Annotated in this window: 21 protein-coding genes and 1 tRNA gene; 16 read left to right on the top strand and 6 right to left on the bottom strand. The window is 59.3% G+C overall.

Annotated features, from left to right (window positions below):
- Positions 1-51: 51 nt before the first annotated feature.
- The 5 genes from choW (at position 52) to AC1D06_RS15310 (ending at position 4,585) form a co-directional block, all read left to right on the top strand.
- Entirely contained in the window at positions 52-945 is an 894-nt protein-coding gene (gene choW, locus AC1D06_RS15330) for a choline ABC transporter permease subunit (protein WP_477875533.1), read from the top strand.
- Complete coding sequence (gene choV / locus AC1D06_RS15325) at positions 942-1,979, top strand: choline ABC transporter ATP-binding protein (RefSeq protein ID WP_477986868.1); 1,038 nt, start codon at positions 942-944, stop codon at positions 1,977-1,979. Before choW ends, choV begins: the two co-directional genes overlap by 4 nt.
- 23 nt (positions 1,980-2,002) lie before the next feature.
- Positions 2,003-2,758, top strand: coding sequence for a HugZ family pyridoxamine 5'-phosphate oxidase (locus tag AC1D06_RS15320; protein ID WP_477986867.1), 756 nt, complete (start codon positions 2,003-2,005; stop codon positions 2,756-2,758).
- A 113-nt stretch (positions 2,759-2,871) separates the two neighbouring features.
- On the top strand, positions 2,872-3,189 hold the full coding sequence (locus tag AC1D06_RS15315; RefSeq protein ID WP_477875536.1) for an ArsR/SmtB family transcription factor: 318 nt from the start codon (positions 2,872-2,874) through the stop codon (positions 3,187-3,189).
- Positions 3,190-3,835: 646 nt separating this feature from the next.
- The gene (locus AC1D06_RS15310; RefSeq protein ID WP_477875537.1) at positions 3,836-4,585 is read left to right on the top strand and encodes a helix-turn-helix transcriptional regulator; all 750 of its coding nucleotides are present in this window, start codon (positions 3,836-3,838) and stop codon (positions 4,583-4,585) included.
- Positions 4,586-4,613: 28 nt separating this feature from the next.
- Here AC1D06_RS15310 and AC1D06_RS15305 read toward each other — a convergent pair whose 3' ends face one another.
- Positions 4,614-5,165: a TIGR00645 family protein gene (locus AC1D06_RS15305; protein WP_477875538.1), complete on the bottom strand. Its 552-nt coding sequence runs from the start codon at positions 5,163-5,165 to the stop codon at positions 4,614-4,616.
- A 211-nt stretch (positions 5,166-5,376) separates the two neighbouring features.
- Between AC1D06_RS15305 and AC1D06_RS15300 the strand changes: the two genes are divergently transcribed.
- From AC1D06_RS15300 to AC1D06_RS15275, 6 genes are all read left to right on the top strand, one after another.
- Complete coding sequence (locus AC1D06_RS15300) at positions 5,377-6,348, top strand: COG3904 family protein (RefSeq protein WP_477986866.1); 972 nt, start codon at positions 5,377-5,379, stop codon at positions 6,346-6,348.
- A 327-nt stretch (positions 6,349-6,675) separates the two neighbouring features.
- The gene (locus AC1D06_RS15295; protein WP_477875540.1) at positions 6,676-8,727 is read left to right on the top strand and encodes an SPFH domain-containing protein; all 2,052 of its coding nucleotides are present in this window, start codon (positions 6,676-6,678) and stop codon (positions 8,725-8,727) included.
- Positions 8,728-8,863: 136 nt separating this feature from the next.
- Positions 8,864-8,939 (top strand) — tRNA-Thr (locus tag AC1D06_RS15290).
- A gap of 163 nt (positions 8,940-9,102) precedes the next feature.
- Complete coding sequence (locus AC1D06_RS15285) at positions 9,103-10,023, top strand: bestrophin family protein (RefSeq protein WP_477986865.1); 921 nt, start codon at positions 9,103-9,105, stop codon at positions 10,021-10,023.
- Between the two features lie 179 nt (positions 10,024-10,202).
- A complete protein-coding gene (locus AC1D06_RS15280) occupies positions 10,203-11,882 on the top strand; it encodes a formate--tetrahydrofolate ligase (protein ID WP_477986864.1) in 1,680 nt (559 codons plus the stop codon).
- A gap of 210 nt (positions 11,883-12,092) precedes the next feature.
- Positions 12,093-12,497, top strand: coding sequence for a VOC family protein (locus AC1D06_RS15275; protein ID WP_477986863.1), 405 nt, complete (start codon positions 12,093-12,095; stop codon positions 12,495-12,497).
- A gap of 18 nt (positions 12,498-12,515) precedes the next feature.
- Here AC1D06_RS15275 and AC1D06_RS15270 read toward each other — a convergent pair whose 3' ends face one another.
- Genes AC1D06_RS15270 through AC1D06_RS15260 form a run of 3 tightly spaced genes read right to left on the bottom strand, consistent with a single transcriptional unit; the run spans position 12,516 to position 14,076 of the window.
- Complete coding sequence (locus AC1D06_RS15270; RefSeq protein ID WP_477986862.1) at positions 12,516-13,034, bottom strand: GNAT family N-acetyltransferase; 519 nt, start codon at positions 13,032-13,034, stop codon at positions 12,516-12,518.
- The gene (locus tag AC1D06_RS15265) at positions 13,027-13,317 is read right to left on the bottom strand and encodes a type II toxin-antitoxin system TacA family antitoxin (RefSeq protein ID WP_477986861.1); all 291 of its coding nucleotides are present in this window, start codon (positions 13,315-13,317) and stop codon (positions 13,027-13,029) included. The genes AC1D06_RS15270 and AC1D06_RS15265 overlap by 8 nt, the downstream gene beginning before the upstream one ends.
- 45 nt (positions 13,318-13,362) lie before the next feature.
- The gene (locus AC1D06_RS15260; RefSeq protein ID WP_477986860.1) at positions 13,363-14,076 is read right to left on the bottom strand and encodes an extensin-like domain-containing protein; all 714 of its coding nucleotides are present in this window, start codon (positions 14,074-14,076) and stop codon (positions 13,363-13,365) included.
- Positions 14,077-14,447: 371 nt separating this feature from the next.
- On the opposite strand from AC1D06_RS15260, the gene AC1D06_RS15255 reads away from it, so the two are divergent.
- The 5 genes from AC1D06_RS15255 to queF all read left to right on the top strand — a co-directional run bounded on the left by AC1D06_RS15255 (position 14,448) and on the right by queF (position 20,858).
- Positions 14,448-15,965, top strand: coding sequence for a M10 family metallopeptidase C-terminal domain-containing protein (locus tag AC1D06_RS15255; RefSeq protein ID WP_477986859.1), 1,518 nt, complete (start codon positions 14,448-14,450; stop codon positions 15,963-15,965).
- A gap of 238 nt (positions 15,966-16,203) precedes the next feature.
- Positions 16,204-18,393 (top strand): anthranilate synthase, encoded by a 2,190-nt coding sequence (locus AC1D06_RS15250; RefSeq protein WP_477986858.1) that lies wholly within the window; start codon positions 16,204-16,206, stop codon positions 18,391-18,393.
- A 72-nt stretch (positions 18,394-18,465) separates the two neighbouring features.
- Positions 18,466-19,032, top strand: coding sequence for a DUF2199 domain-containing protein (locus AC1D06_RS15245; RefSeq protein ID WP_477986857.1), 567 nt, complete (start codon positions 18,466-18,468; stop codon positions 19,030-19,032).
- Between the two features lie 439 nt (positions 19,033-19,471).
- Positions 19,472-20,374, top strand: coding sequence for a cation diffusion facilitator family transporter (locus AC1D06_RS15240; protein ID WP_477986856.1), 903 nt, complete (start codon positions 19,472-19,474; stop codon positions 20,372-20,374).
- A 19-nt stretch (positions 20,375-20,393) separates the two neighbouring features.
- Complete coding sequence (gene queF / locus AC1D06_RS15235; protein WP_477986855.1) at positions 20,394-20,858, top strand: preQ(1) synthase; 465 nt, start codon at positions 20,394-20,396, stop codon at positions 20,856-20,858.
- Between the two features lie 28 nt (positions 20,859-20,886).
- On the opposite strand, the gene AC1D06_RS15230 is transcribed toward queF, so the two are convergent.
- Together AC1D06_RS15230 and AC1D06_RS15225 are read right to left on the bottom strand one after the other, a co-directional pair.
- Complete coding sequence (locus AC1D06_RS15230; protein ID WP_477986854.1) at positions 20,887-21,714, bottom strand: DUF2076 domain-containing protein; 828 nt, start codon at positions 21,712-21,714, stop codon at positions 20,887-20,889.
- A 160-nt stretch (positions 21,715-21,874) separates the two neighbouring features.
- Entirely contained in the window at positions 21,875-22,447 is a 573-nt protein-coding gene (locus tag AC1D06_RS15225; RefSeq protein WP_477986853.1) for a HupE/UreJ family protein, read from the bottom strand.
- Positions 22,448-22,617 lie beyond the last annotated feature (170 nt).

The following is a 22,617-nucleotide window of genomic DNA, read 5'->3' as shown; positions in this document are numbered from 1 at the left end:
CAGGGGCGGCTTTGCCGCCCCTGTCCGTCACACATTTTTGAGGGGTAAGGGATGGAATGGCTGCACTCGTGGCTGCTTGACGATGATGGAAAGATCCAGGTCGGCAAAGGCGCCAAAGTTGTCGTTGATTGGATCACCCATAATCTGGCTGGGCTGTTCAATCTCATATCGGTCGTTTTCACAGACGTTTACAATTGGTTGGTTTTGGCTCTGTTCGGGCCGTTCGATGGTGAATCGCGCTGGGCCATGTTCTATGCGGCATTCATCATTGTCGTATTTTGCGGCTTAGCCTGGTTGTTGCGCCGACAAATCGGCGTTGTCATCTTCACGGCATTGGGGCTCCTGCTGATTTACAATCTCGGCTACTGGCTCGAAGCGATGCAGACTTTGTCCCTGGTGCTTGTCGCCACCTTCATTTCGATGCTTGTGGGCGTGCCGGTCGGCATCCTGTCAGCGCGTCGCCCATGGTTCTATGCTGCAATTCGGCCAATCCTCGACTTGATGCAGACGGTGCCGACCTTCGTTTACCTCATCCCTGCACTCATCCTTTTCGGCGTCGGTCCGGTGTCCGGCATGGTGGCGACGATCATCTTCGCCATGCCTGCGCCGATCCGGCTGACGCGGCTGGGCATCATCTCCACGCCGCCGTCCCTGATCGAGGCGGCGCAGGCGTTTGGCGCGGCGCCGATGCAGGTGCTGACCAAGGTGGAACTGCCCTATGCACTGCCACAGATCATGGCGGGCTTCACCCAGACGATCATGCTGTCGCTCTCCATGGTGGTCATCGCCTCGATGGTCGGCGCCGACGGGCTTGGCACGCTTGTGCAGCGCGCGCTCGGTCAGATGAATGTGCCGATGGGATTTGAATCCGGCCTCTGTATCGTCATTCTGGCCATCATCCTCGATCGTATCTTCCGCTTTTTTGACGAAGGAGAGACGACATGAGCGCGATCCAGTTCGACAATGTCTCGATCATCTTCGGCAACAATGCCAACCGGGCGCTGGCCATGGCCGACCAGGGCAAGACGCGCGACGAGATCAGCGCCGCGACCGGCCTGGTGCTCGGCGTGGCCAATGCCTCGCTCAACATCGAAGAGGGCGAAATCCTGGTGCTGATGGGGCTTTCCGGCTCCGGCAAGTCGACACTGCTCCGGGCCGTCAATGCGCTGGCGCCGGTGGTGCGCGGCGAAGTGAAGGTCAATGCCTCGGGCCGCTCGACCAATCCCTACAAGTGTAATGCGCCGCAATTGCGCGATCTGCGTATGCATCTCGTATCGATGGTGTTCCAGCAGTTTGGGCTTTTGCCGTGGCGAACCGTGGCCGAGAATGTCGGCTTCGGGCTTGAGCTGGCCGGCGTGCCGGATGGCGAGCGCAAGAAGCGGGTCGGCGAGCAGCTTGAACTCGTCAATCTGTCCAAGTGGGCTGACCGCAAGGTGCAGGAACTGTCGGGCGGCATGCAGCAGCGTGTCGGCCTGGCACGCGCCTTTGCCACCGGCGCGCCGATCCTCTTGATGGACGAGCCGTTCTCGGCGCTCGACCCGCTGATCCGCACCCGTCTGCAGGACGAATTGCTGGAATTCCAGCGGAAGCTCAAGAAGACCATCCTGTTCGTCAGTCACGACCTCGACGAGGCGTTCCGGATCGGCAATCGTATCGCCATCATGGAGGGCGGGCGCATCGTCCAGTGCGGCACGCCGCAGGACATCGTGCGCAATCCGATCGACAAATATGTCGCCGATTTCGTCCAGCACATGAATCCGATCAACATGCTGACGGCGGCTGACGTCATGCGCCGGGACTTTGACCCGTCCGCCAAGGTCGCCGGCACTGCGATGCCACATGCCCGCCTCCAGGATGTGCTCGACGCCATGTCGCGCACGCCCGGCGTCATCGGCGTGGTCGACAACGGTACGCTGATCGGCGCGATTTCGGCTCAGGACGTCGTCAACGGCCTGACGCAGCACCGCACCAAAGATTAAGCCGGAAGGCCGGGAGGGTCGTCATGAAACCCGACAAACCGGCCTCCGTCATCCGCCCGACCGACGATGATGCACGGCGGCTGGCGCGCACACTTCTGCGTGGAGCGCGGTTTGCCGCGTTCGCGGTGCTCGAACCGGAGACCGGTCATCCGTTTTCCAGCCGCGTTCTCATCGGCACCGATGTCGATGGAACCCCCGTCATGCTTGCCTCGACGCTCGCTGTCCATACCCGGGCAGTGCTCGCTGATCCACGCTGCTCGCTCCTGGTCGGCGAACCCGGCAAAGGCGACCCGCTTGCCTGGCCGCGGCTGACGGTGCTGACGGATGCCCAACGCGTGGAATCTGACACCGAATCACATTCGCGAATTCGTACCCGGTTTCTCCGGCGCCACCCTAAATCAGGTCTTTATGCCGATTTTCAGGACTTTTCCTTCTTCAGGCTTGTGCCAAAATCGGCCAGCTTGAACGGCGGGTTTGGAAAAGCATACAGAATTTTAGCATCCGATTTAATAATTGATTCACGTGCCATTTATGACATAGCTGATCAAGAGTTGCAATTATTAGCGGAGATGAATTCCCCTGATGCGGGTATTGCGGCTTCACTGATAAAATATTTTTTCAAAGAAAAAACAGGGGATTGGCGAGCTGTTGGTGTGGATGCCGAAGGAGTCGACCTCGCGCGTGGAGAGCATCTGAGACGTTTTGAGCTCGGACAAACTCTGGCTGATGTAAGCGGTGTGATTGCTGCATATTCGAATATTCTAATGAATATACATTAAATTTAGCAGTGTACATGGCTGTCTTCTCCTTGTTAGTGTTTATCGTTCAATTTCAAGAACGTGGGGTGATTGATTGAACGATCATTCAATAGGGGTGGATGAAAGTATTTGCCATGAAAATGAGGAAACTATCGGAGCATTCCGGCGCTGCGGCGGCACTATTGTCCGCCATGGCCAATCCTAAGCGACTGATGATTCTCTGCAATCTGGTGAATGGAGAGGTTCCCGTGGGGATTCTCGCCAATCAGGTGGGGCTCAGCCAGTCCGCCTTGTCGCAGCATCTGTCCAAATTGCGGGCGCAGAAGCTGGTCAAGACGCGGCGGGACGCGCAGACGATCTATTATTCCAGCAACTCGGCGCAGGTTATAACCCTGCTCTCGGCGCTGGAGTCGATCTACGGCGAGGTGGAAATTGCCAAGACGGCCGCTTGAGGTTGTGTAATTAGAAACAGCCGATGGTGGCGAGGCTCGATGTCTGAGGGGTTGGACAGCAGAGCCTCGTACCGGCTCCCACGGTTCGGAGTGCATCAAAGCAAGAAATTTCCCGGGCCCGCCGCAAAGCGGGCCCGGGCATTGTTGTTATTCATATCTGACCTGGACAGCAGCGATCGATTTTCACCGATGGCGACCGAACTGTTGTTATTGCCGCCGCCGTGCTCACCCAAAACACCCCGTTGAATTGCAAAGCGCTCAGACAGTTCAAGCCGACGGCTGCGAGTGGCTTTCTGCCGTTGACTTGAACGGACGCGGCCGGAATGGCGCAAAGACCAACTGTGATGCTTGATCAGAATCGCCGCGTATGGAAAGTAGGTTCAGATTGCGTGCTGGATAGCAACGGCGGATATGACTACATTGGCGATGACATATCGGCGGTCGTGTCAGGAGCCAAACGTGGTCTATTGTCTTGCTTCTGCGCCATTGCGCCTCAGCCGCGGCGGAGATGTGATAGATGGTGTCGCGTTATCGATGTCATCCAGGGCGTATTGAGTTATGGGAACGAAACGTCCTTTGGGCTCCGAGCTACACTCGTCGTCTCTGCAGCAGATGCTGATGCCGGCAGGGTCTTGATTTTCATTTCTTGAATTTGGCAGCGAGCATAGGACGGGCGATCATCGGACAGCGGGACACACTTTATACAGCACTTGCCAATGGCGTGCCGGAGGGGGCGGTTTCCGACCTGCTGTTTGAGGTAGGCACGGCCTTCGACATGAAGAATGCCAGCTTCCTGCTGATGCCGTCGAAGACCGACGATTCCTTGTCGAAGCTGATCTTGCTGAGCTCGATGCCGCGAGAATTTTGGGAGCGTGTCGATCAGCTTTACCCGCTGCCCACCTCTCAGCTGTTCAACACGGCACGCAGTTCGCTGGTGCCGGTGACGTGGTCGCTCGATGAAATACGACGGCAAAACCTGTTGATTCACGGCGTCGAGCCGGCCATCGTGCCGTTCCTCCGGCAATTCGGTATCAGCCACGGCGTTGTCTTTCCGGTGTTTTCCATCGACGGGATGCGCCATGCGCTCAGGTTCGACGGCGACCGCGCGCCGCTGACGCAGGCGGAGATCAACGAGCTCGCCATGCTTTCGGCGCATTTCGTCCAGGCCTATGACCGGTCCCGCTATCCCCTGAGCGACCCCATGGGATTGACGGAACGGGAGCTGGAAGTCGTACAATGGAGCGCCACCGGCAAGACCTCGCTGGAGATCGCGGCGGTCATGTCGCTCTCAGACCACACGATCAATGCCTATATGAACAACGCGTTGAGAAAGCTCGACTGCACGAGCCGGACCCAGCTGGTCGCCAAAGCGCTCAGGATGCGTCTCATCAGCTGATCTGGCCATGGTTGACCAGCGAGGCCGGTCACGCCGAAAGTCCTTCGTCCGGCTTCTCTACCTTGGCATCGGCGCTCTTGGGCTTCATGTAGTACATGATGCGTTCGAGCATGCCGAGCATCACAGCCGAGATCACGAAGGCGATGTGCATACCCGTGAGCAGCATCAGCTTGGTGTTGTCGTACTGGTTGGCATTGAGGAAGATCTGCAGCAGATGGATCGAGGAGATGGCCACGATCGAAGAAGCGACCTTGATCTTCAGGCTGCCGGAATCGAGCTTGCCGAGGAAGGAGACGTCGGACTCGCCTTCTTCGTCGAAGCGGCTGACGAAATTCTCATAGCCCGAGATCATTACCATGACGATTAGGCTGGCCACCAGCGCCGCATCGATCAGTGTAAGCATGGCGAGAATCATGTCCGCCTCGTCATAGACGAAAACGTTCTGCGCTATTTTCCAGAACTTATAGCCAAAGGACACGGCGTAGACCGCCAGCGCTGCGACCAGTCCCAGATAGAACACGACCAGGATCCAGCGACTGGAGAGGATGATGCGTTCCACGAGCAGTTCGAGCGATTTCATCGGCAGTCCTTCGAATGTTTGCACTGCGGCATAATTAGCGAGGGTAGGGGGCTTGTTCAATGGCAGGCTGTTGCAAAGCGGAGTCACTCGCCCACACTCTTGCGCTCACGATTCGTCAACTGCAAATGCAGGTCTTGAATGTGACGCCCGATCGCCGCATTTTAGGCACGCGCGACGATGATTTGCTTTTGAAGCGGTATAACCTCTCTTGATGCCGAGACTGACGAAACAGATTTCCGGCTGCCTGACGGCCCTGGTTCTGGCACTGACACTTGTGGCCAGTCCCGCCGTGTCGGCTGGGCAGCCCAATGAAGGCCAACCTGCGGACAACAAGCAGGCCAACCCATTCGACTTGCCGATGTATTTTGCCATCGTCCGCAGCAATGCCGGCTATTGCGAGCCGAATTGCCCGGAATGGATCTATGGCGAAGGCCAGATCGACGCCAACACGCCGTCGGCCTTCCGCAAGGTTCTTGAGCAGATGGGAGACCGACATCTGCCGTTGATCCTGATCTCGCCTGGCGGCAATGTCGAGTCGGCTGTCGAGATGGGTCGTCTGATCCGCAAGAACAATATCCCGGTGCAGATCGGCTATACGCGTTTCTTCAATTGCTCGCCGCGCGATGCAGACTGCATCGGCGACAGCCCGCAAAAGGGTGAGTTCCGTGGCATGGCCATGGTCACCGGCGCCTTCTGCTGGTCGGCCTGTCCGCTGGTGCTGGCGGGCGGCGCGCGCCGGCTTTCCAGCGAGTGGTCCTATACGGGCGTGCACCAAGTGACCACCGTCTATCAGCGCGAACAGGTGTTCTATCGCGAGCGTTACCGGCTGATCGACGGCAAGAAGAAGATCATCAGCCGCAAGATCCTGAGCCGCAAGAATGCAGGCACGCAGTCGACCACGCGGCTGCCCAAGGCGACGCGCACGCTGCTGACCGGCTATTTCCATGAAATGGGCGTGGAAAAGACGCTGCTGAAGGCGATGCTGTCGACTACGCCCGACAAGATCCGCAGGCTGGCGCCCGACGAAATGCTCGCCATGCATCTGATCACCGAGCTCAGCAATAGCGATCTGCTCACCGACCCGACGCTTTGCCGCGGTGATGCGCCGGCGGCCAATTGCATCATGCGCAATCCGCAGCCGCAAACGATCGTGACGCCGCAAAGTCCGCCTACAAGAACGTAAATTCGCAGAATTGAATGCTCGAAATCTGCGAATGAGTGGAATGGCTTATTCGATTTCGTCGGTTCGACCTCTTTAAACCTATAGGGGCGGTTCCTACGTCATTCTCGCTATGTCTATCAAGGCAACTCCGATGTGAGACAATAAGCGCGCAATTCCGCCAGGGGACGGCGGCGCGCGCAACATCTTCCCAAACCTCCGCAGTCTGATCATTGCGCGACCTTTGACCGCGCCATGCGCATAATTGCGCGTCCTTCCCCGTTTTATCTTCAACAACAACAACCGGGTAGCTGTCGGGTGGATGGACCCGCGTGCCCATAGGAGAAATTCATGGAAGTCCTGCAATCTATCGGCCCTACCGAGTGGCGGCTCATCGAGGTGGTCGTGCTGATCGTTGTTCTGGCGGTCCTGTTCCGCTGGAGCGGTATCGTCCGCTACATCCCGAACGACAGGCTCGGCATTCTGGAAAAGCTCTGGAGCGCGCGTGGCTCGGTCGAGAGCGGCTTTATTGCGTTGCGCGGCGAGGCCGGCTTCCAGCCGGAAGTCCTGCGCGGCGGCCTGCACTTCTTCATGCCGTTCCAGTATTCGATTCATCGCGCCAACCTGGTGACCATTCCGCAAGGCCAGATCGGCTATATCTTTGCCCGTGACGGCAAGGCCCTGCCGCCGACGCAGACGCTGGCGTCCAATATCGTCGCCGATGATTTTCAGGATACGCGCGGCTTTTTGGAAAAGGGCGGCCAGAAGGGTCCGCAGCGCAAGATCCTGCGAGAAGGCACTTATGCCATCAATCTTGCCCAGTTCATCGTCCTGACGGCGCAATCGACCTATGCGGTGAATCTTAGCTCCACGGAGCAGAAATTGTTCAGCGACATGTCGTTGATGATCTCTGAACGAAGAGGCTTCCAGCCGGTGGTGATCCATGACGCAGAAGACATGATCGGTGTCGTCACGGTGCATGACGGTCCGGCGCTGCCCGACGGCGAGATCATCGCGCCGACAGTCGCCAACGACCCGAAGGACCCGAACTTCCATAACAATTTCCAGGATCCGGAAAAATTCCTCGAAGCCGGTGGTTATCGCGGACGCCAGCTGCAGGTGCTCGCCGACGGCTCGTATTTCCTCAACCGCATCTTCGTCACTGTCGAGCTGGTCGAAAAAACCATCATCGACGTCGGCACGGTAGGCGTGGTCGTCTCCTATACCGGCCGTCGCGGTCCGGATATTTCCGGCCAGTCCTATCGCCATGGCGAACTGGTGGAGATGGGCGATCGTGGTGTCTGGTCGCAGCCGCTGCTGCCGGGCAAATATGCCTTCAACACCTATGCCGGCAATATCGTCGTCGTGCCGACCACCAACTTCGTGCTGAAATGGAGGCGGGAACAGTTCGGCGAACATCGCCTCGACGAAAACCTGTCGGAAGTATCGCTGATCACCAGGGATGCGTTCGAGCCGATGCTGCCGCTCTCCGTCGTCGTTCATATCGACTATATGAAGGCGCCGCTGGTGGTGCAGCGCTTCGGCGATATCAAGCGGCTGGTCGAGCAGACGCTCGATCCGATGGTCTCTGCCTATTTCAAGAACATCGCCCAGACGAAGACTCTGATCGAGCTGTTGCAGGAGCGCAGCGAGATCCAGAGCACGTCGGGCGAGGAAATGCGCGAGAAATTCGCCACCTATAGCCTCGAACTGCAGGAAGTGCTGATTGGCACGCCGCGCGCCGACAACGGCCAGAATGGCATAGAGCAGATCCTGATCCAGTTGCGCGAGCGCCAGATCGCCGTGGAAAAAGTCGAGACCTATAAGCTGCAGGAAGCCGCTGCGATCCAGGAGCGTACTTTGCGCGAAAAGCAGGCGCTGGCTGAGCAGCAGACCAAGATCACGGCTTCGTCGCTGGCCATCGAGATCAGCGAGAACGAGGGCAAGGCCCAGCTCGCCCGTACCCGCCAGCAGGCCGAGACGATCCAGGTGACCGCCAAGGCCGAGGCCGAAAAGGTGCGGCTGAGCGGCCAGGGCGAGGCCGACCGCATCAAGGCGATCGCGTTTGCCGACGCCGAGCGCATCAAGGCCGTGGGCTTTGCCGATGCCGAGAAGGTGCGCGCCGTGGGTCTCGCAGAAGCCGAGGCGACCGAGAAGAAGGTCGAGGCCTTCGGCGGCCCGGACTATCAGCTCAACGCCCAGGTGCTGATGCGCTTCGCCGAAGCGATCGAAAACGGCCGCCTGCCGCTCGTGCCGCAGATCCAGATCGGTGGCGCTGGCGGCGAGAAGGGTGGGGCGAACGGCCTCGTCGAGATGATGCTGTCAATGCTGGTGTCCGACAAACTCAACCGGCAGCAACCGGTGCAGGTGACGCCGAGTGCGCCGGCGCTGGAGCAGCAGTGATCGATCGGAAGGCCGGCGAGAGCCGGCCTTCCTTTCTGAGGCACGCCGGCGAAGCGCGGCTGGTTAACCCTAATCCTTAACCGCATTTTAACGATATGCTTGGCGAAGGGCGGTGGCGTGATAAAGATTTCCTCACGTCCCTTGTAGCTCAATGCAAGAGCAGCTGCTCAGTTCGCAGCCGATCCGGGTTCAATTCCCAGGCGGGGACACCAATTTTCTGTTTGATGGCGGCTCGCGCAACAACGATGGTGCACGGGCCGCCTTTCCTCAGCGGAAAAGGTCCGCGAGTTCCCTGGAGCGTTCTCTCGAGTTTGTCTCTATGGCGTGCACAAATCCTGCTCTATGACGGGGATGTGCAACACAGAAGGCCGCTCCATGATCGTCCGCCCCCGTCCGAATGCCCTGGAACTCTTCTTCATCCTGCGTGGCTCGATCGTCCCCGACATTATCGGCCAGATCGCAGTCGCGGCGATGTTTGCGGCTTTCGTCATCTTCGTGCACCGGCAATGGCCGCATGCGCTGCCGGTGTTCGAAGGAGCGCCGTTTGCAGTGGTCGGCATTGCATTGTCGATCTTTCTCGGCTTCCGCAACAACGCCTGTTACGACCGATGGTGGGAGGCGCGCAAGCAATGGGGCGAGCATATTTTCCTTGCCCGCAATTTCGCCCGCCAGACTCTGGTGTTGCAAGAGGTTGACGGCGGCGTAGCGCGCGAGCGGCTCAACCGGCTGGTCATCGCCTTTACCTGGGCGCTTGCCAAACATCTGCGTCCGGCTGCCGAGAGCCGGTCCGGCCCGAAGGATTGGCTGGAGGGTGAGGATGCCACGTTCGTCGCCGAGGCACGCAATCGGCCCGATGCCATTCTCAGGCTGATCGGCATGGAACTCGCCCGGCTGAGGGCTGCCGGCGTGCTCAGCGACATGCTGTTCCAGACGCTCGACGCAACGGTCGGGCGGATGGGCCTGGTGCAGGCGGCTTGCGAGCGCATTGCCAATACGCCGGTGCCGTTCGCCTATACGCTGCTCCTGCATCGGACGGCCTATGTGTTCTGCATTCTCCTGCCATTCGGGCTTGCCGATTCGCTTGGCTGGGCGACGCCGCTCGCTGTCGTCCTGGTCGCCTATACCTTTTTCGGGCTCGATGCGTTGAGCGTTCATCTGGAAGAGCCGTTTGCCGATATCCCGAACGGGCTTGCCCTTTCGGCGATGGCGGAAACCATCGAGATCAATGTTCGCGAAGCGCTCGGCGAAACGAACCTGCCACCGCTTCCGAAGGCACGGGACTTCATCCTGATGTAGTGCAATTCCGTGCCGGCTTGCACGATTTGATTTTACAATCGAGCGATTGATGTCGCAAATGACCCATCGGGCGGCGAACCGGGCAGCGCATTTTCAAAACGGCTCAGGTTCTATTCCGATACGCTCGGCGCGAGGAGGCTCCGTGCGATCAATGCAAGTTCGTTGGGAGGCGACGAGGCATGGCTGAGGTGAAATCCGATATCGAGATCGCGCGTGCGGCAGACAAGAAGAACATCATGGAGATCGGGGCGAAGCTGGGAATACCGGCGGAACATCTCCTCCCTTACGGACATGACAAGGCGAAGATTTCCGCGGAATTCATCGCCGCCCAGCAGGGCAAGAAGAACGGCAAGCTGATCCTCGTCACCGCCATCAACCCGACGCCGGCCGGCGAAGGCAAGACGACGACGACCGTCGGCCTCGGTGACGGCCTCAACCGCATTGGCAGGAAGGCCATCACCTGCATTCGCGAAGCCTCGCTCGGCCCGTGCTTCGGCGTCAAGGGCGGCGCAGCCGGCGGCGGTTATGCGCAGGTCGTGCCGATGGAAGACATCAACCTGCACTTCACCGGCGATTTCCATGCGATCACCGCCGCGCATAACCTGCTTTCGGCCCTGCTCGACAATCACATCTATTGGGGCAACGAGCAGAATATCGACATCCGCCGCATTGCCTGGCGCCGGGTGATGGACATGAATGACCGGGCGCTCCGGCACATCGTCTGTTCGCTCGGCGGCATCGCCAACGGCTATCCGCGCGAAACGGGTTTCGACATTACCGTTGCGTCCGAGGTGATGGCGATCCTTTGCCTGTCGATGGACCTCAAGGACCTGGAAAAGCGGCTCGGCAACATCATCGTTGGTTATCGCCGCGACAAGACCCCCGTCTTTGCCCGTGACATCAAGGCAGATGGGGCGATGACCGTGCTGCTCAAGGATGCGATGCAGCCGAACCTGGTGCAGACGCTCGAAAACAATCCGGCCTTCGTGCATGGCGGCCCGTTCRCCAACATTGCCCATGGCTGCAATTCGGTGGTTGCCACGACGACGGCGCTGAAACTCGCCGACTATGTCGTCACCGAAGCCGGCTTCGGCGCCGATCTGGGGGCGGAGAAATTCTTCGATATCAAGTGCCGCAAGGCCGGCCTCAAGCCGGATGCGGCGGTCATCGTCGCAACGGCCCGCGCGATGAAAATGAACGGCGGCGTCAAGAAGGACGATCTTGGCCAGGAGAATATCGAGGCGGTGAAACGCGGCTGCGCCAATCTCGGCCGGCATATTCAGAACGTCAAGAAATTCGGCGTGCCGGTGGTGGTCGGCATCAACCATTTCATCTCCGACACCGAGGGCGAAATCCAGGCGATCAAGGATTATGTCGCCACGCTTGGCGCCGAGGCCATCCTTTGCCGACACTGGGCAAGAGGCTCCGCCGGCATCGAGGACCTGGCAAACAAGGTGGTGCAGCTCGCCGAATCCGGTGCTTCGCAATTCTCGCCGCTCTATCCCGACAACATGCCGCTGTTCCGCAAGATAGAGACCATTGCCAAGGACATCTACCATGCCGGCGAAGTGATTGCCGACAAGTCGATCCGCGACCAGTTGCGCGCCTGGGAAGACCAGGGCTACGGTAACCTGCCCATCTGCATGGCCAAGACGCAATACTCCTTCTCGACCGACCCCAATCTGCGCGGTGCGCCGGAGGGGCATACGGTGCCGGTGCGCGAGGTGCGCCTGTCGGCCGGCGCCGGCTTCATCGTCGTCATCACCGGCGAGATCATGACCATGCCGGGCCTGCCGAAGTCGCCGTCATCGGAGCGGATTTTCCTCAATGAGCTGGGCCAGATCGAAGGGCTGTTCTGAGAGCTTGAACCGATCTCGACGGCGTGGTACTTCCACGCCGTCGGAAAAGGCAGGACCGGATATGGTAAGCCCGGTTCCTTCCGATGAGGAAGCTCTGCTCCACAGTCCTTGTGAGAACCCGCGACGAGCAACGGCACATTTCGTGCCGGCTCGGCGGATTCTTTGGAGCGACAGCTCACATGTTCCGCCGACCGATCAAAGGAACATGACATGCGACTGAACCATCTGGATATCCACGTAGAAGACATAGCGGCGACGACCGAATTTTTAACGCGACATTTCGGGCTCAAACTGCGCGAGATGCGCGGCAAGGCAGGTCTTGCCATCCTCGACGACGATGCCGGCACCGAGATCGTCGTCAGCCGACCGATCGCGGCATTCGGCGGCGTCGACCAGGCCTCTCTCGGCCGCGTTACTTATCACCTTGGCTTCATCCAGCCTGAGCGCACAGACGTCGATCGGCTGCATAGGGCAATCGGCGAAGATGGCGTCGCCGATGCGCTCACCGAGCCGAAGGAGATGCGGGGTGGCTACCTGTTCTATTGCCTTGCACCGGGCCGAGTATTGATTGAGGTCGGCTGGCGGCCGCCTCACCAGATTGAGAGAGTGCTCTGAGCGAACAGCTGGCAGGCCTCAGCCAAGGAGCGCAGTTTCCAGCCTGTTGAGGTCGAGAGCCAATGTCGACGCTTCAACTGGTAGGCGGACAAAACCATGGCGGAGATAGAAGGTTTCGGCTGCGGCTGACATGGCGTGGACGATTACCAGCCGCCCAGCAACATGCTTTGCGGCTTGACGGGCGCGGATCGCCGCGTCTTTCAGCAAGGCACGCCCGAGTCCTGAGCCCTGGCAATTCACCGATACTGCAAGGCGTCCTATGACCGCGGCCGGAATAAGATTCGGCATGTTTCGGCGCATGCTGCCTGTAGCCTCTCGATTGGAAAGACTGCCCATGGCGAGCGAGTAGTAGCCAACGACTTCCAAGCTCTCGTGGTGGCAGACGACATAGGTGCGACTTGCGCCAAGGTGCAGATTGGCAAGCGCGCGCTTGCGAAGCCATTCGTCGAGGATGGCTTCCCCACAGTTGAATGTCGAGAGATTATGGTCTTTGCGGATGACTGTCGGTTTATCGAAGCGCTGCGTCGCCTCAATCATCGGTCCAGACCGGTTTGCTTGACAGTAGGCGCTTGATCCCCTCGGTCTCTGCCGCGGACGGTTCGCCGTCAAGCCATGCGAGCACTTTTTGGAAATTGACTGCGTTCAGTGCGATATCGGTCTGATCGAGCAATATGTTCCTCGCTTCCTTCAGGGCCGAGGCCAGCATGAACTGCGAGCGATTGGCGCCCACCAGCGTTGCAGCTTGGTCAATCAGGTCCCGGTCATCCATCCTGGCTCGCAGGTGGATGTTGACCTCAGATAAAGCTGGTGCGTCGCTCATGGCCTAAAAAAATAGAGAGATGTGTTTACATTGTCAACACCGCTCTCACCAGCAATACCGGAAGCCCGCCTTCCGAGCGATCACGTCGAGATGCAGATGCGTCTCATGCGCCTTGTCGCTTGATGGATCCAGCACGGTGGTGAAATAGAGGCAGGCGGCGGCGGTGATGGCGCGCTGGAAGGCGCCATCCAGGGTCGAATCCTGCATGCGCGGCTGGATCGAGAAGCTGTGGCCGCTTTTGAAGCTGAGGCCGGCTATGTCGATGGCGTTGCCATGGGCGTGTTCGGAAATTTTTCCGGTCGCAGCGCTGTCGCGGTTGCGGCAGACATAGGCGGATGCCTGGTTCAGCCCGATAAGCGTTTCCTCAGGCTTTGCGGTCTTCAGCATCGGGATGATGATCTCCGACGTCCATTTCGACAGCGCCAGCGCCTCCTCGCAACGTATTGTGCCTTCCGGTTTCAGCGTGATGCCGTTTGCCACCGAGGAGATGACGATCGGCCGGTCGATGCCGCAGCCATTTCCATCGTCGACGCGGGGCGTTTCGCGATAGATGACGCCAGCCTGTTTCAGTGCAGTGAGGCAGGCCTGGAATTTGGCGGGGTCCTCTGCCTCGATCGGCGGCGGGACATAGGTGTCGACTTTCTCCTCCGGCTTGGCCAGTTTGTCTTCAGGTTTGGCTTGGCCCTCTTCCGCTTTGCCCTGATTGTCGTCGGGCTTGGTCTCACTGTCTTTCGGCGCGACCTTTTCCGGTTTTTTCACCGGCTCCTGCTTCTGGTCAGCCGGAGCCGTCGTGTCCGGACGCGGCTCGGGGATCGGCACGACATCGGGCAGGTCGGCGCCGAGCAGGAAGAAGAGCGCCGAGAAAAGAATGGCGAAACGGTATGAGATGGCATCGCTCCTTCGAAGTCACAATCGGGGAGCAACGCGGGCAGGTGGCGTCTGGTTCGATAAAGTTCCGCGGAAGCCTGACGCGATAAGTGATCGCCCGCGGATGGTTTGCCATTCGTTCAAAATGTGGATTTCGTATTCTGCTGTTGTAAACGCAGCTTCAGCGATATTCCGAGAGGCAGCGAATAGAGCGGCGGGCGCTCGCGTCCACAGCATAGAGATCGCTGAAATAGGGGTGGCCCATGGGCTTGGTGACAAAGAAACCGGATTTTTCGCAGACCATGCCCGACGTTTCGGCCAGTGGTATCAAGCTCTTGGAAGCGATCACCGCAAACAAAATCTGGAATGAGTCGAGCCTGCAATATTATCTGGGCGGCAGCAACGCGCTGGCTCTCGATTCCGACTTCAAATCGGATCTCCATTCCATGTTCGGTAACGTCACGCCGGACTCGGTTTTCCAATTCACGTCGGTGACCCAGAACGCCTTCAAGGCGATCGACAATATTGTGCCGATGAGCATTTCTCAGACCAATAATCCCGATGATGCCGAGCAAGTCATCATCAGCGTCGATAAGCCGAGCAGCGATACGGAAGGTTTTTTCGACTTCCCGGGCACCTACTTTCACGATGGCGGGCAGGAGAGCTGGTCGCTCGGTGCGTTCAACAGCGGCCTCGGCTATATGCTGAAAGCCGGCGAGGAGGGTGGCGGCCAATATGCCAACTGGACGATCATCCATGAGATCGGCCATAGCCTGGGCCTCAAGCATACCCATCAGGAGACCAGCGGCCTGCCGCCGCTGCCCGAGGTCGGCAAATTCATGGACAATGAGATGTATTCCGTCATGTCCTATAATCCGGCGTCGAGCGGAACGACCTATGGCCATGCGGTGACGATGATGGGATTGGACGTGGCGGCGCTGCAGGCGCTCTATGGCAAGTCCGTCTATGCCGACGGGGATTCGACCTATACCTTGAACGACCCCAAGAATGGCGCGCTGGACCTCACCGAAGGCGATGTCTCGATCGGCCGCGCTTATTACTGCATCTGGGATTCGGGCGGCGATGACACGATCCGCTATGGCGGGTCGAAATATTCGGCGCTCATCAACCTCAACGACGCGACGCTGGATACGAAATCCAACAGCAGCGATCTGACCGCGTTGTTCGGCGAGCTGAAGGTGACGTCCTTCTACAAGGATCTCTCCCACAAGCTGCAGCAGGAAATCGTCGACACTTGGCACCACGCTGGCGGCTTCTTCTCGCATGTACTGACCAAGAGCGGCGGCACCTACCAGGCTTTTGATGGCGGCTATTCGATCGCCCATGATGCGGGAATCGAAAATGCCAGCGGCGGCGGTTCGGGCGATTTACTCATCGGCAATACGCTCGGCAACTTTCTTGCCGGTCTCGCCGGCGGCGACACGATGCTGGGCGGTGACGGCGCCGACACGCTGCAGGGCGGTGCCGGCAATGACGTGATCGATGGCGGGCGCGGCGACGACATGCTGTTCGGCGGTGCCGGCAGGGATCGCTTCGTGTTCTCCGACGGTTATGGCACCGACACGATCGGTGATTTCAGCCATGGTGACACGATCGATCTCAAAAAGTTCGGACTGAATGACTTTTCCGACTTCAACCAGCTTTACAAAAACTACATGACTGATGTCGGCGGCAGCACGCACATTACCATTGGCGGCGACACATTGATCGTCGAAGGTGTTGCGAAGGCCGACTTGACGTCCAGTGATTTCGTGATCTGACCTGTTTCGCAGGTGACAGCGGGCGCGGCGGCTGGCCGTACCCCTCTTGACCGATCCGGAAAACTGCATGTATGTATTTTCCATGAACAGATCTTTGAACATTGCTAGCTGGTGGTGGGTTCGCTGAAAACGCGGCCTCGAACAGTCATGTGAAAAGACAGACGACGAAGCCGCCCAGATCTGAGGCGGCTTTTTTCATATCCAGGCCGCGCGAGCTGGGCCAAAACGGAGAACGAGAATGGGAACGCGCGTATTGGATAACGGGTCTGAACAATACCAGACGAAGGGTGGCATCACCGTCACCCGCTCGCGTCGCGAGACGAGCTATAGCGACGCCATCGACAGCTATATCGAAAAGCTCGATGAACGTCGTGGCGCCGTCTTTTCCTCCAATTATGAATATCCCGGCCGCTACACCCGCTGGGATGTGGCGATCGCCGATCCGCCGCTCGGCATCACCTCCTTTGGCCGGGCGCTGTGGCTGGAAGCCTATAATGCCCGCGGTGAAGTGCTGCTCGACATCATTGCCGAGCATCTCGCGACGGTCGACGACATCGTGCTTGGTGAGCGCACCAAGCAGCGGCTCGACCTCAGCGTCAGCACGCCGGATCGGGTATTCACCGAAGAGGAGCGCTCCAAGAAGCCGACCGTGTTCACGGTGCTGCGCGCCATTACGAACCTGTTTCACTCCGCCGAAGACGGGCAGATTGGCCTCTACGGCGCCTTCGGCTACGATCTCGCCTTCCAGTTCGACGCGATCGAACTGAAGCTGAAGCGGCCGGCGGATCAGCGCGACATGGTGCTGTTCCTGCCTGACGAAATCCTCGTGGTCGATAACTATTCCGCCAAGGCCTGGATCGACCGCTATGATTTCGCCAAGGACGGCAGGACGACCGAGGGGAAGGCAGGCGATATCGCCCCCGATTCCTTCCGCCACACGGATACCATTCCGCCACGCGGCGACCATCGCCCCGGTGAATATGCCGAACTGGTCAAGGAAGCCAAGCTCAGCTTCCAGCGGGGCGACCTGTTCGAAGTCGTGCCCGGCCAGAAATTCATGGAGCGCTGCGATTCCAAGCCCTCGGCCATTTCGCGGCGGCTGAAGGCGATCAATCCGTCGCCCTATTCCTTCTTCATCAATCTCGGCAACCAGGAATATCTGGTCGGCGCCTCGCCGGAAATGTTCGTGCGGGTCAATGGCCGCCGCATTGAGACCTGCCCGATCTCCGGCACGATCAAGCGTGGCGAGGATGCCATTGCCGATTCCGAGCAGATCCTGAAGCTGTTGAATTCCAAGAAGGATGAATCCGAGCTCACCATGTGTTCGGATGTCGACCGCAACGACAAGAGCCGCGTCTGCGAGCCGGGCTCGGTGAAAGTTATCGGACGCCGCCAGATCGAAATGTATTCGCGCCTGATTCACACTGTCGATCATATCGAAGGCCGTCTGCGCGAGGACATGGACGCCTTTGACGGCTTCCTCAGCCATGCCTGGGCGGTGACTGTCACCGGTGCGCCGAAACTCTGGGCGATGCGTTTCATCGAGGGTCATGAGAAGAGCCCGCGCGTCTGGTATGGCGGTGCGATCGGCTGGGTCGGGTTCAATGGCGACATGAATACGGGGCTGACGCTCCGTACCATCCGCATCAAGGATGGTATAGCCGAGGTCCGCGCCGGCGCGACGCTGCTCTACGATTCCATTCCGGAAGAGGAAGAGGCGGAGACGGAACTCAAGGCTTCGGCGATGATCGCGGCCATTCGCGATGCAAGATCGGGGAATTCTGCCATGACCAAGCGCGACGTCGCCAAGGTGGGCACGGGCGTCAACATCCTGCTCGTCGACCACGAGGATTCATTCGTCCACACGCTCGCCAACTATTTCCGCCAGACGGGCGCCACTGTGACCACAGTGCGCACGCCGGTGCCGGAAGAGATTTTCGACCGGCTGAACCCGGATCTTGTCGTGCTGTCGCCGGGACCTGGTTCGCCGGCCGATTTCGACTGCAAGGCGACGATCAAGAAGGCGCGGGCGAGAAGCTTGCCGATCTTCGGCGTCTGCCTCGGGCTGCAGGCGCTCGCCGAAGCCTATGGCGGTGAACTGCGCCACCTCGCCATCCCCATGCACGGCAAACCGTCGCGCATCCGCGTGCTGGAGCCGGGCGTGGTGTTCTCCGGCCTCGGCAAGGAAGTCACCGTCGGCCGCTATCACTCGATCTTCGCCGATCCCTCGACGCTGGCACGGGAGTTTATCATCACCGCCGAGAGCGAGGACGGCACGATCATGGGCATCGAGCACACCAAGGAGCCGGTGGCCGCAGTGCAGTTCCACCCGGAATCGATCATGACGCTCGGTTCTGATGCCGGCATGCGGATGATCGAGAATGTGGTGGCGCATCTGGCGAAGCGGGCGCGGGTGAAGGCGGCGTGAGAATATGAATTCCGGCGGAGCGCGTCATCGAAGGTGATGCGCTCCGTTTCGATGACCACGAGGGAGTTCGCGTTGGAAAAACAACTCGGAAGCTTTCGGTATAAATGCGCCTGTTGCGGAAATGAATTCGAGGGTGCGCCATCGTTCGGCTCCGATATTCCGGCTTTTGTACACAGTGTGCCGGAAGAGGAGCGGGCAGACCGAGTCATGCTCGACAGCGATCTTTGCATCGTTCACCCGCGAGAAAACGAGGGCACAGAAGAGGATATCTTCGCAATCCGCGTCACTCTGGAAATCCCTATCCACGACAGCCCTGAACCTTTCCAGTGGGGCCTTTGGGTGTCTCAATCCAAGGATAGCTTTCTCAGATATCTGGAAACCTATGAAGAGGACCAGTCCGATGAGGTTTCGTTCGGCTGGCTTCCCGTGACGATGGTATATTATCGAGAATTCGACTCCGAAGATTTTAGCGGGAGTCTTGCTTGTGATGTTAACTGGGGGCCGGCGGGACAGCGACCGACCATCGTGTTGCACGAGTGCGATCATCCTCTTTATTTTGACCAGGCAAACGGTATCAGCTGGGACAAAGCCATCGAGATCGCACAGCAATGTATGCGAGCCATTCATAAGCCGCATTGAATGTTGGAAGGCGTAGATGAGGATCGACAGGATCAAGGAAGACGCCTGTGTCGCCGCCCGGATGTCGAACGCCGGGACACAAGTGAGCGAGAACGTCGCGGTGCATCTGGCGAAGTGAGCGCGGGTCAAGGTGGCCTAATCGCTACGATCCCCGAAAAGGTTGAAGATTTCGATCACGGCCGAAATGTGGGAAAGACTGGCATCCAGCTCGAAACGCCCCGAAGCCATAACAATTCTCGCGCTTATTATGGGCTAATCAAATAGTCCATAATAAGGGGAATTTCCACTATGAGTTCTGATCAATCTTGACTTGACCCCGTCGTCGATCTCCGCCATAGACCGCGGCAGAAAACCGCGCGCAAGGACCTGCCCTGTGCGCGGTTTTGCGTTTGTTTTGGCGAGTTTGCAAATCACTCGCATTTGCGGAAGGAGCGATTGTATGGGAGCATCTGACGGCATCCTGCATCGGCTTGCCTTCTGGGGCATTCCGATCTCGATCCTGGTGTTGGGATTGAAACTGGTCGCCTGGTATGTGACCGGGTCGGTCGCGCTTTTGTCCGACGGGTTGGAATCGACCGTCAATGTCATTGCGGCGATCATGGCCTGGGTCGTGGTCGGCTACGCGGCCAAGCCGGCGGATCACGACCATCCGTTCGGGCACTACAAGGCCGAATATATTTCCGCCGTTATTGAGGGCGTGCTGATTGTCGTCGCAGCCCTTTTGATTGTGCAGGAAGCGGTCGGTGCGCTTATGAAGCCGACGATGCCGGAGGCCCCGGTGCTCGGCCTCGGCATCAACGCGATTGCCAGCGTCATCAATGCGGCCTGGGCCTATATGCTGATCCGCTTCGGCCGGCTGCATCGCTCGCCGGCACTGATTGCCGATGGCGAGCATGTCCTGTCCGATGTGGTGACGTCGGGCGGCGTGCTGGTCGGACTGGTGCTGGCGCTTGCCACGGGCTATGCTTTCCTTGATCCGGCGCTGGCGATCGTCGTGGCCATCAACATCATCTACCAGGGATGGAAGGTGATCTCGAATTCAATCAACGGGCTGATGGATCGCGCCATCGACCCTGAGGAAGAAGAGGCTGTCAAGCAGGCGATTTCGAAGAATGCCGGGGGCGCTCTGAATGCCCATCACCTGCGCACGCGCAAGGCGGGGCGGGTGACCTTCATCGATTTCGACCTTGTCGTGCCGCACACGATGACGGTGGGGGAAGCGCATGGCATCTGCGACCGGCTGGAAGATGCGATCCATGCGGTGCTGCCAAGCGCCCAATGTGAAATCCATGTGGAGCCGGAGAGTGAGAAATCGCACGGCGTCCGCGTCGTCACGCAGTAGTTATCCAAGGAACTAAAACATGCCGAAAACCAATGTTTCCAGCCTGACGCAGCTAGGCTCCGAGACCAAAAGCTTCGCCAGCCCCGAAGAGGCAATTCTCGAACGGGTGCCGGCCAGCCACAAGGGCACCGACTATATCGTGCGCTTCGTGATGCCGGAATTCACCTCTGTCTGCCCGATGACCGGCCAGCCGGATTTCGCCCATATCGTCATCGATTATGTGCCGGATGCCTGGCTGGTCGAGTCGAAATCGCTGAAACTTTATTTCCATTCGTTCCGCAACCACGGCGCCTTCCATGAGGATTGCACGCTCGACATCGCCAAACGCATTGTCGAATTGCTGCAGCCGAAATGGCTGCGAATCGGCGCCTACTGGTATCCACGCGGCGGCATGCCGATCGATGTCTTCTGGCAGACCGGTGCGCCGCCGGAAGGGCTATGGCTGCCCGACCAGGGCGTGCCGCCTTATCGCGGCCGCGGCTGATCGGGCTGTCGGCAGAGCTGAATCCGGCTCAGGCGTAATTGCTGTCGTCGTCGCTGCCGCCGAAATCGCCGTCGTCGGCGACATTGTCGTCATCGTTGTTGTCGTTATCGCGGCTGTTGTCGGCGAAGCCGCTGCCGCTGGCACTGTCGCCGCCGGCGCGATCATCGGACTTGTTGTTGTCACGGTCGTTTTTGTCGTTGTCGCCGAAGAAATTGTTGACGACCGTCTCGCCCGGATTGGTGTTGGTGCCGCCGAACAAGCCACTGGTCAGGTTATTGTTGTTGTGTGATGAGAACATGTCGCGCACTGCATCGGCCGCCAGCATGCCGCCGGCCACGCCGGCTGCTGTGGTGAGCGCGCCACTCAGAAAACCGCCGCTCGACCCCATCGGCGGCTGGCTCCAAGGACCACCGGTCGCGCCGGAGCGACCCCAGGGGCCCGGCGCGGGCGCCGGTTCATCATAGTAGTCGCGGCCGCGATGGCGGTCCTGGTTGCGATAGTCATCATAGAGACGGCCTTCGCGCTGGTCATAGGGTGCGCTGCGCTGCGGTGTCGAATCCCTGCTGCCGAACAGCGAGCCGAGACTGCCGAGAAAACCCGTGCTCTGCTGACTATTGGCGCCGGCCTGCGATTCGAGGTCCTCGACCTCGGATTCCAATTCATGGACGCGATTGGTCATCGACTGCAGCGCCTGATCCTGGACGATCACGGCCTGGGCGAGGAAATAGGCGGCATAGGGCTGTTCGCGGAACTTCTGGGCGATCAGGTCCTCGGCGTCGTGGTCGCGCGGCGTGTTGGCCGCGCCGCGCACGCGCTCGAAGAGATCTGTCAGCAACTGACGTTCTTCCGGTGACATTGCGGCTCTCCTTTTCGATCCGTCTTTAATCTGTCGGAAACGATCTAGGGATCGAAAAGTGGCGGTTCGAGGCTCCGCCAGATTAAATAAATGTAATCTTCCGGATATGAAAATGCGGGCTCGCGGCGAGCCCGCATCGTGCTGTCTGAAAGGCTGGCGGTCAGCCGAGAACCATTGCCGCGCCACCGAGTGCGGTGAGCACTCCGAGCATGCGCGTCAGTGCGGCCTGGCGGCTGCCGATGGTCATGCCGAGGCCAAGGCCGATGACGTGCAGGATGGCCGTCGCGATCATGAAGCCGATGGCGAAGGAGATCGGTGTCGCGGCACCCATCTCGCCGCCATGAGCATGACCGTGGAACAGCGCGAAGACGCCGACCACGGCAGCGCTCGCCGCCGTTGGAATCCGCACGGCAAGTGCGACAAGCAGGCCGAGGCCGACGATCGAGGCGAGAATGCCCGGCTCGACGAAAGGCAATGGGATGCCGTTCATCGCCATGAAGAAGCCGATGGCCATCATGGACATGAAGCTCGCCGGCACGATCCAGCGCGCCCGGCCGCCGATCTGCGCTGCCCAGAGGCCGACGGCGACCATGGCCAGGATATGGTCGGCGCCGGAGAAGGGATGGGCAAACCCGGTCATCAGCGAACCATGCTCGAGCGGACTGATATGGGCGAAAGCCGGAGCCGCCATGGCGGCAAGAAGGACGGTCGAAATGGAAAGACGTTTGAACATTTTGATCCCCTTGGAAGTCTGAAGGCGCACGAAACTCCGTCATGGATTTCTACGCCCCGAATTCTCGTCATGTCCATACGGCGTTTGCCGCATAGTCACATCGGCGCGCTCGGTTCGGTAAGTCCGATTTTACCGGCAATTCACCGGTTTCATGCAATCGATTTTTGCTG

This window comes from Rhizobium sp. P2_G2 (assembly GCF_056403555.1).
This window is presented reverse-complemented; position numbering and strand designations above follow the sequence as displayed.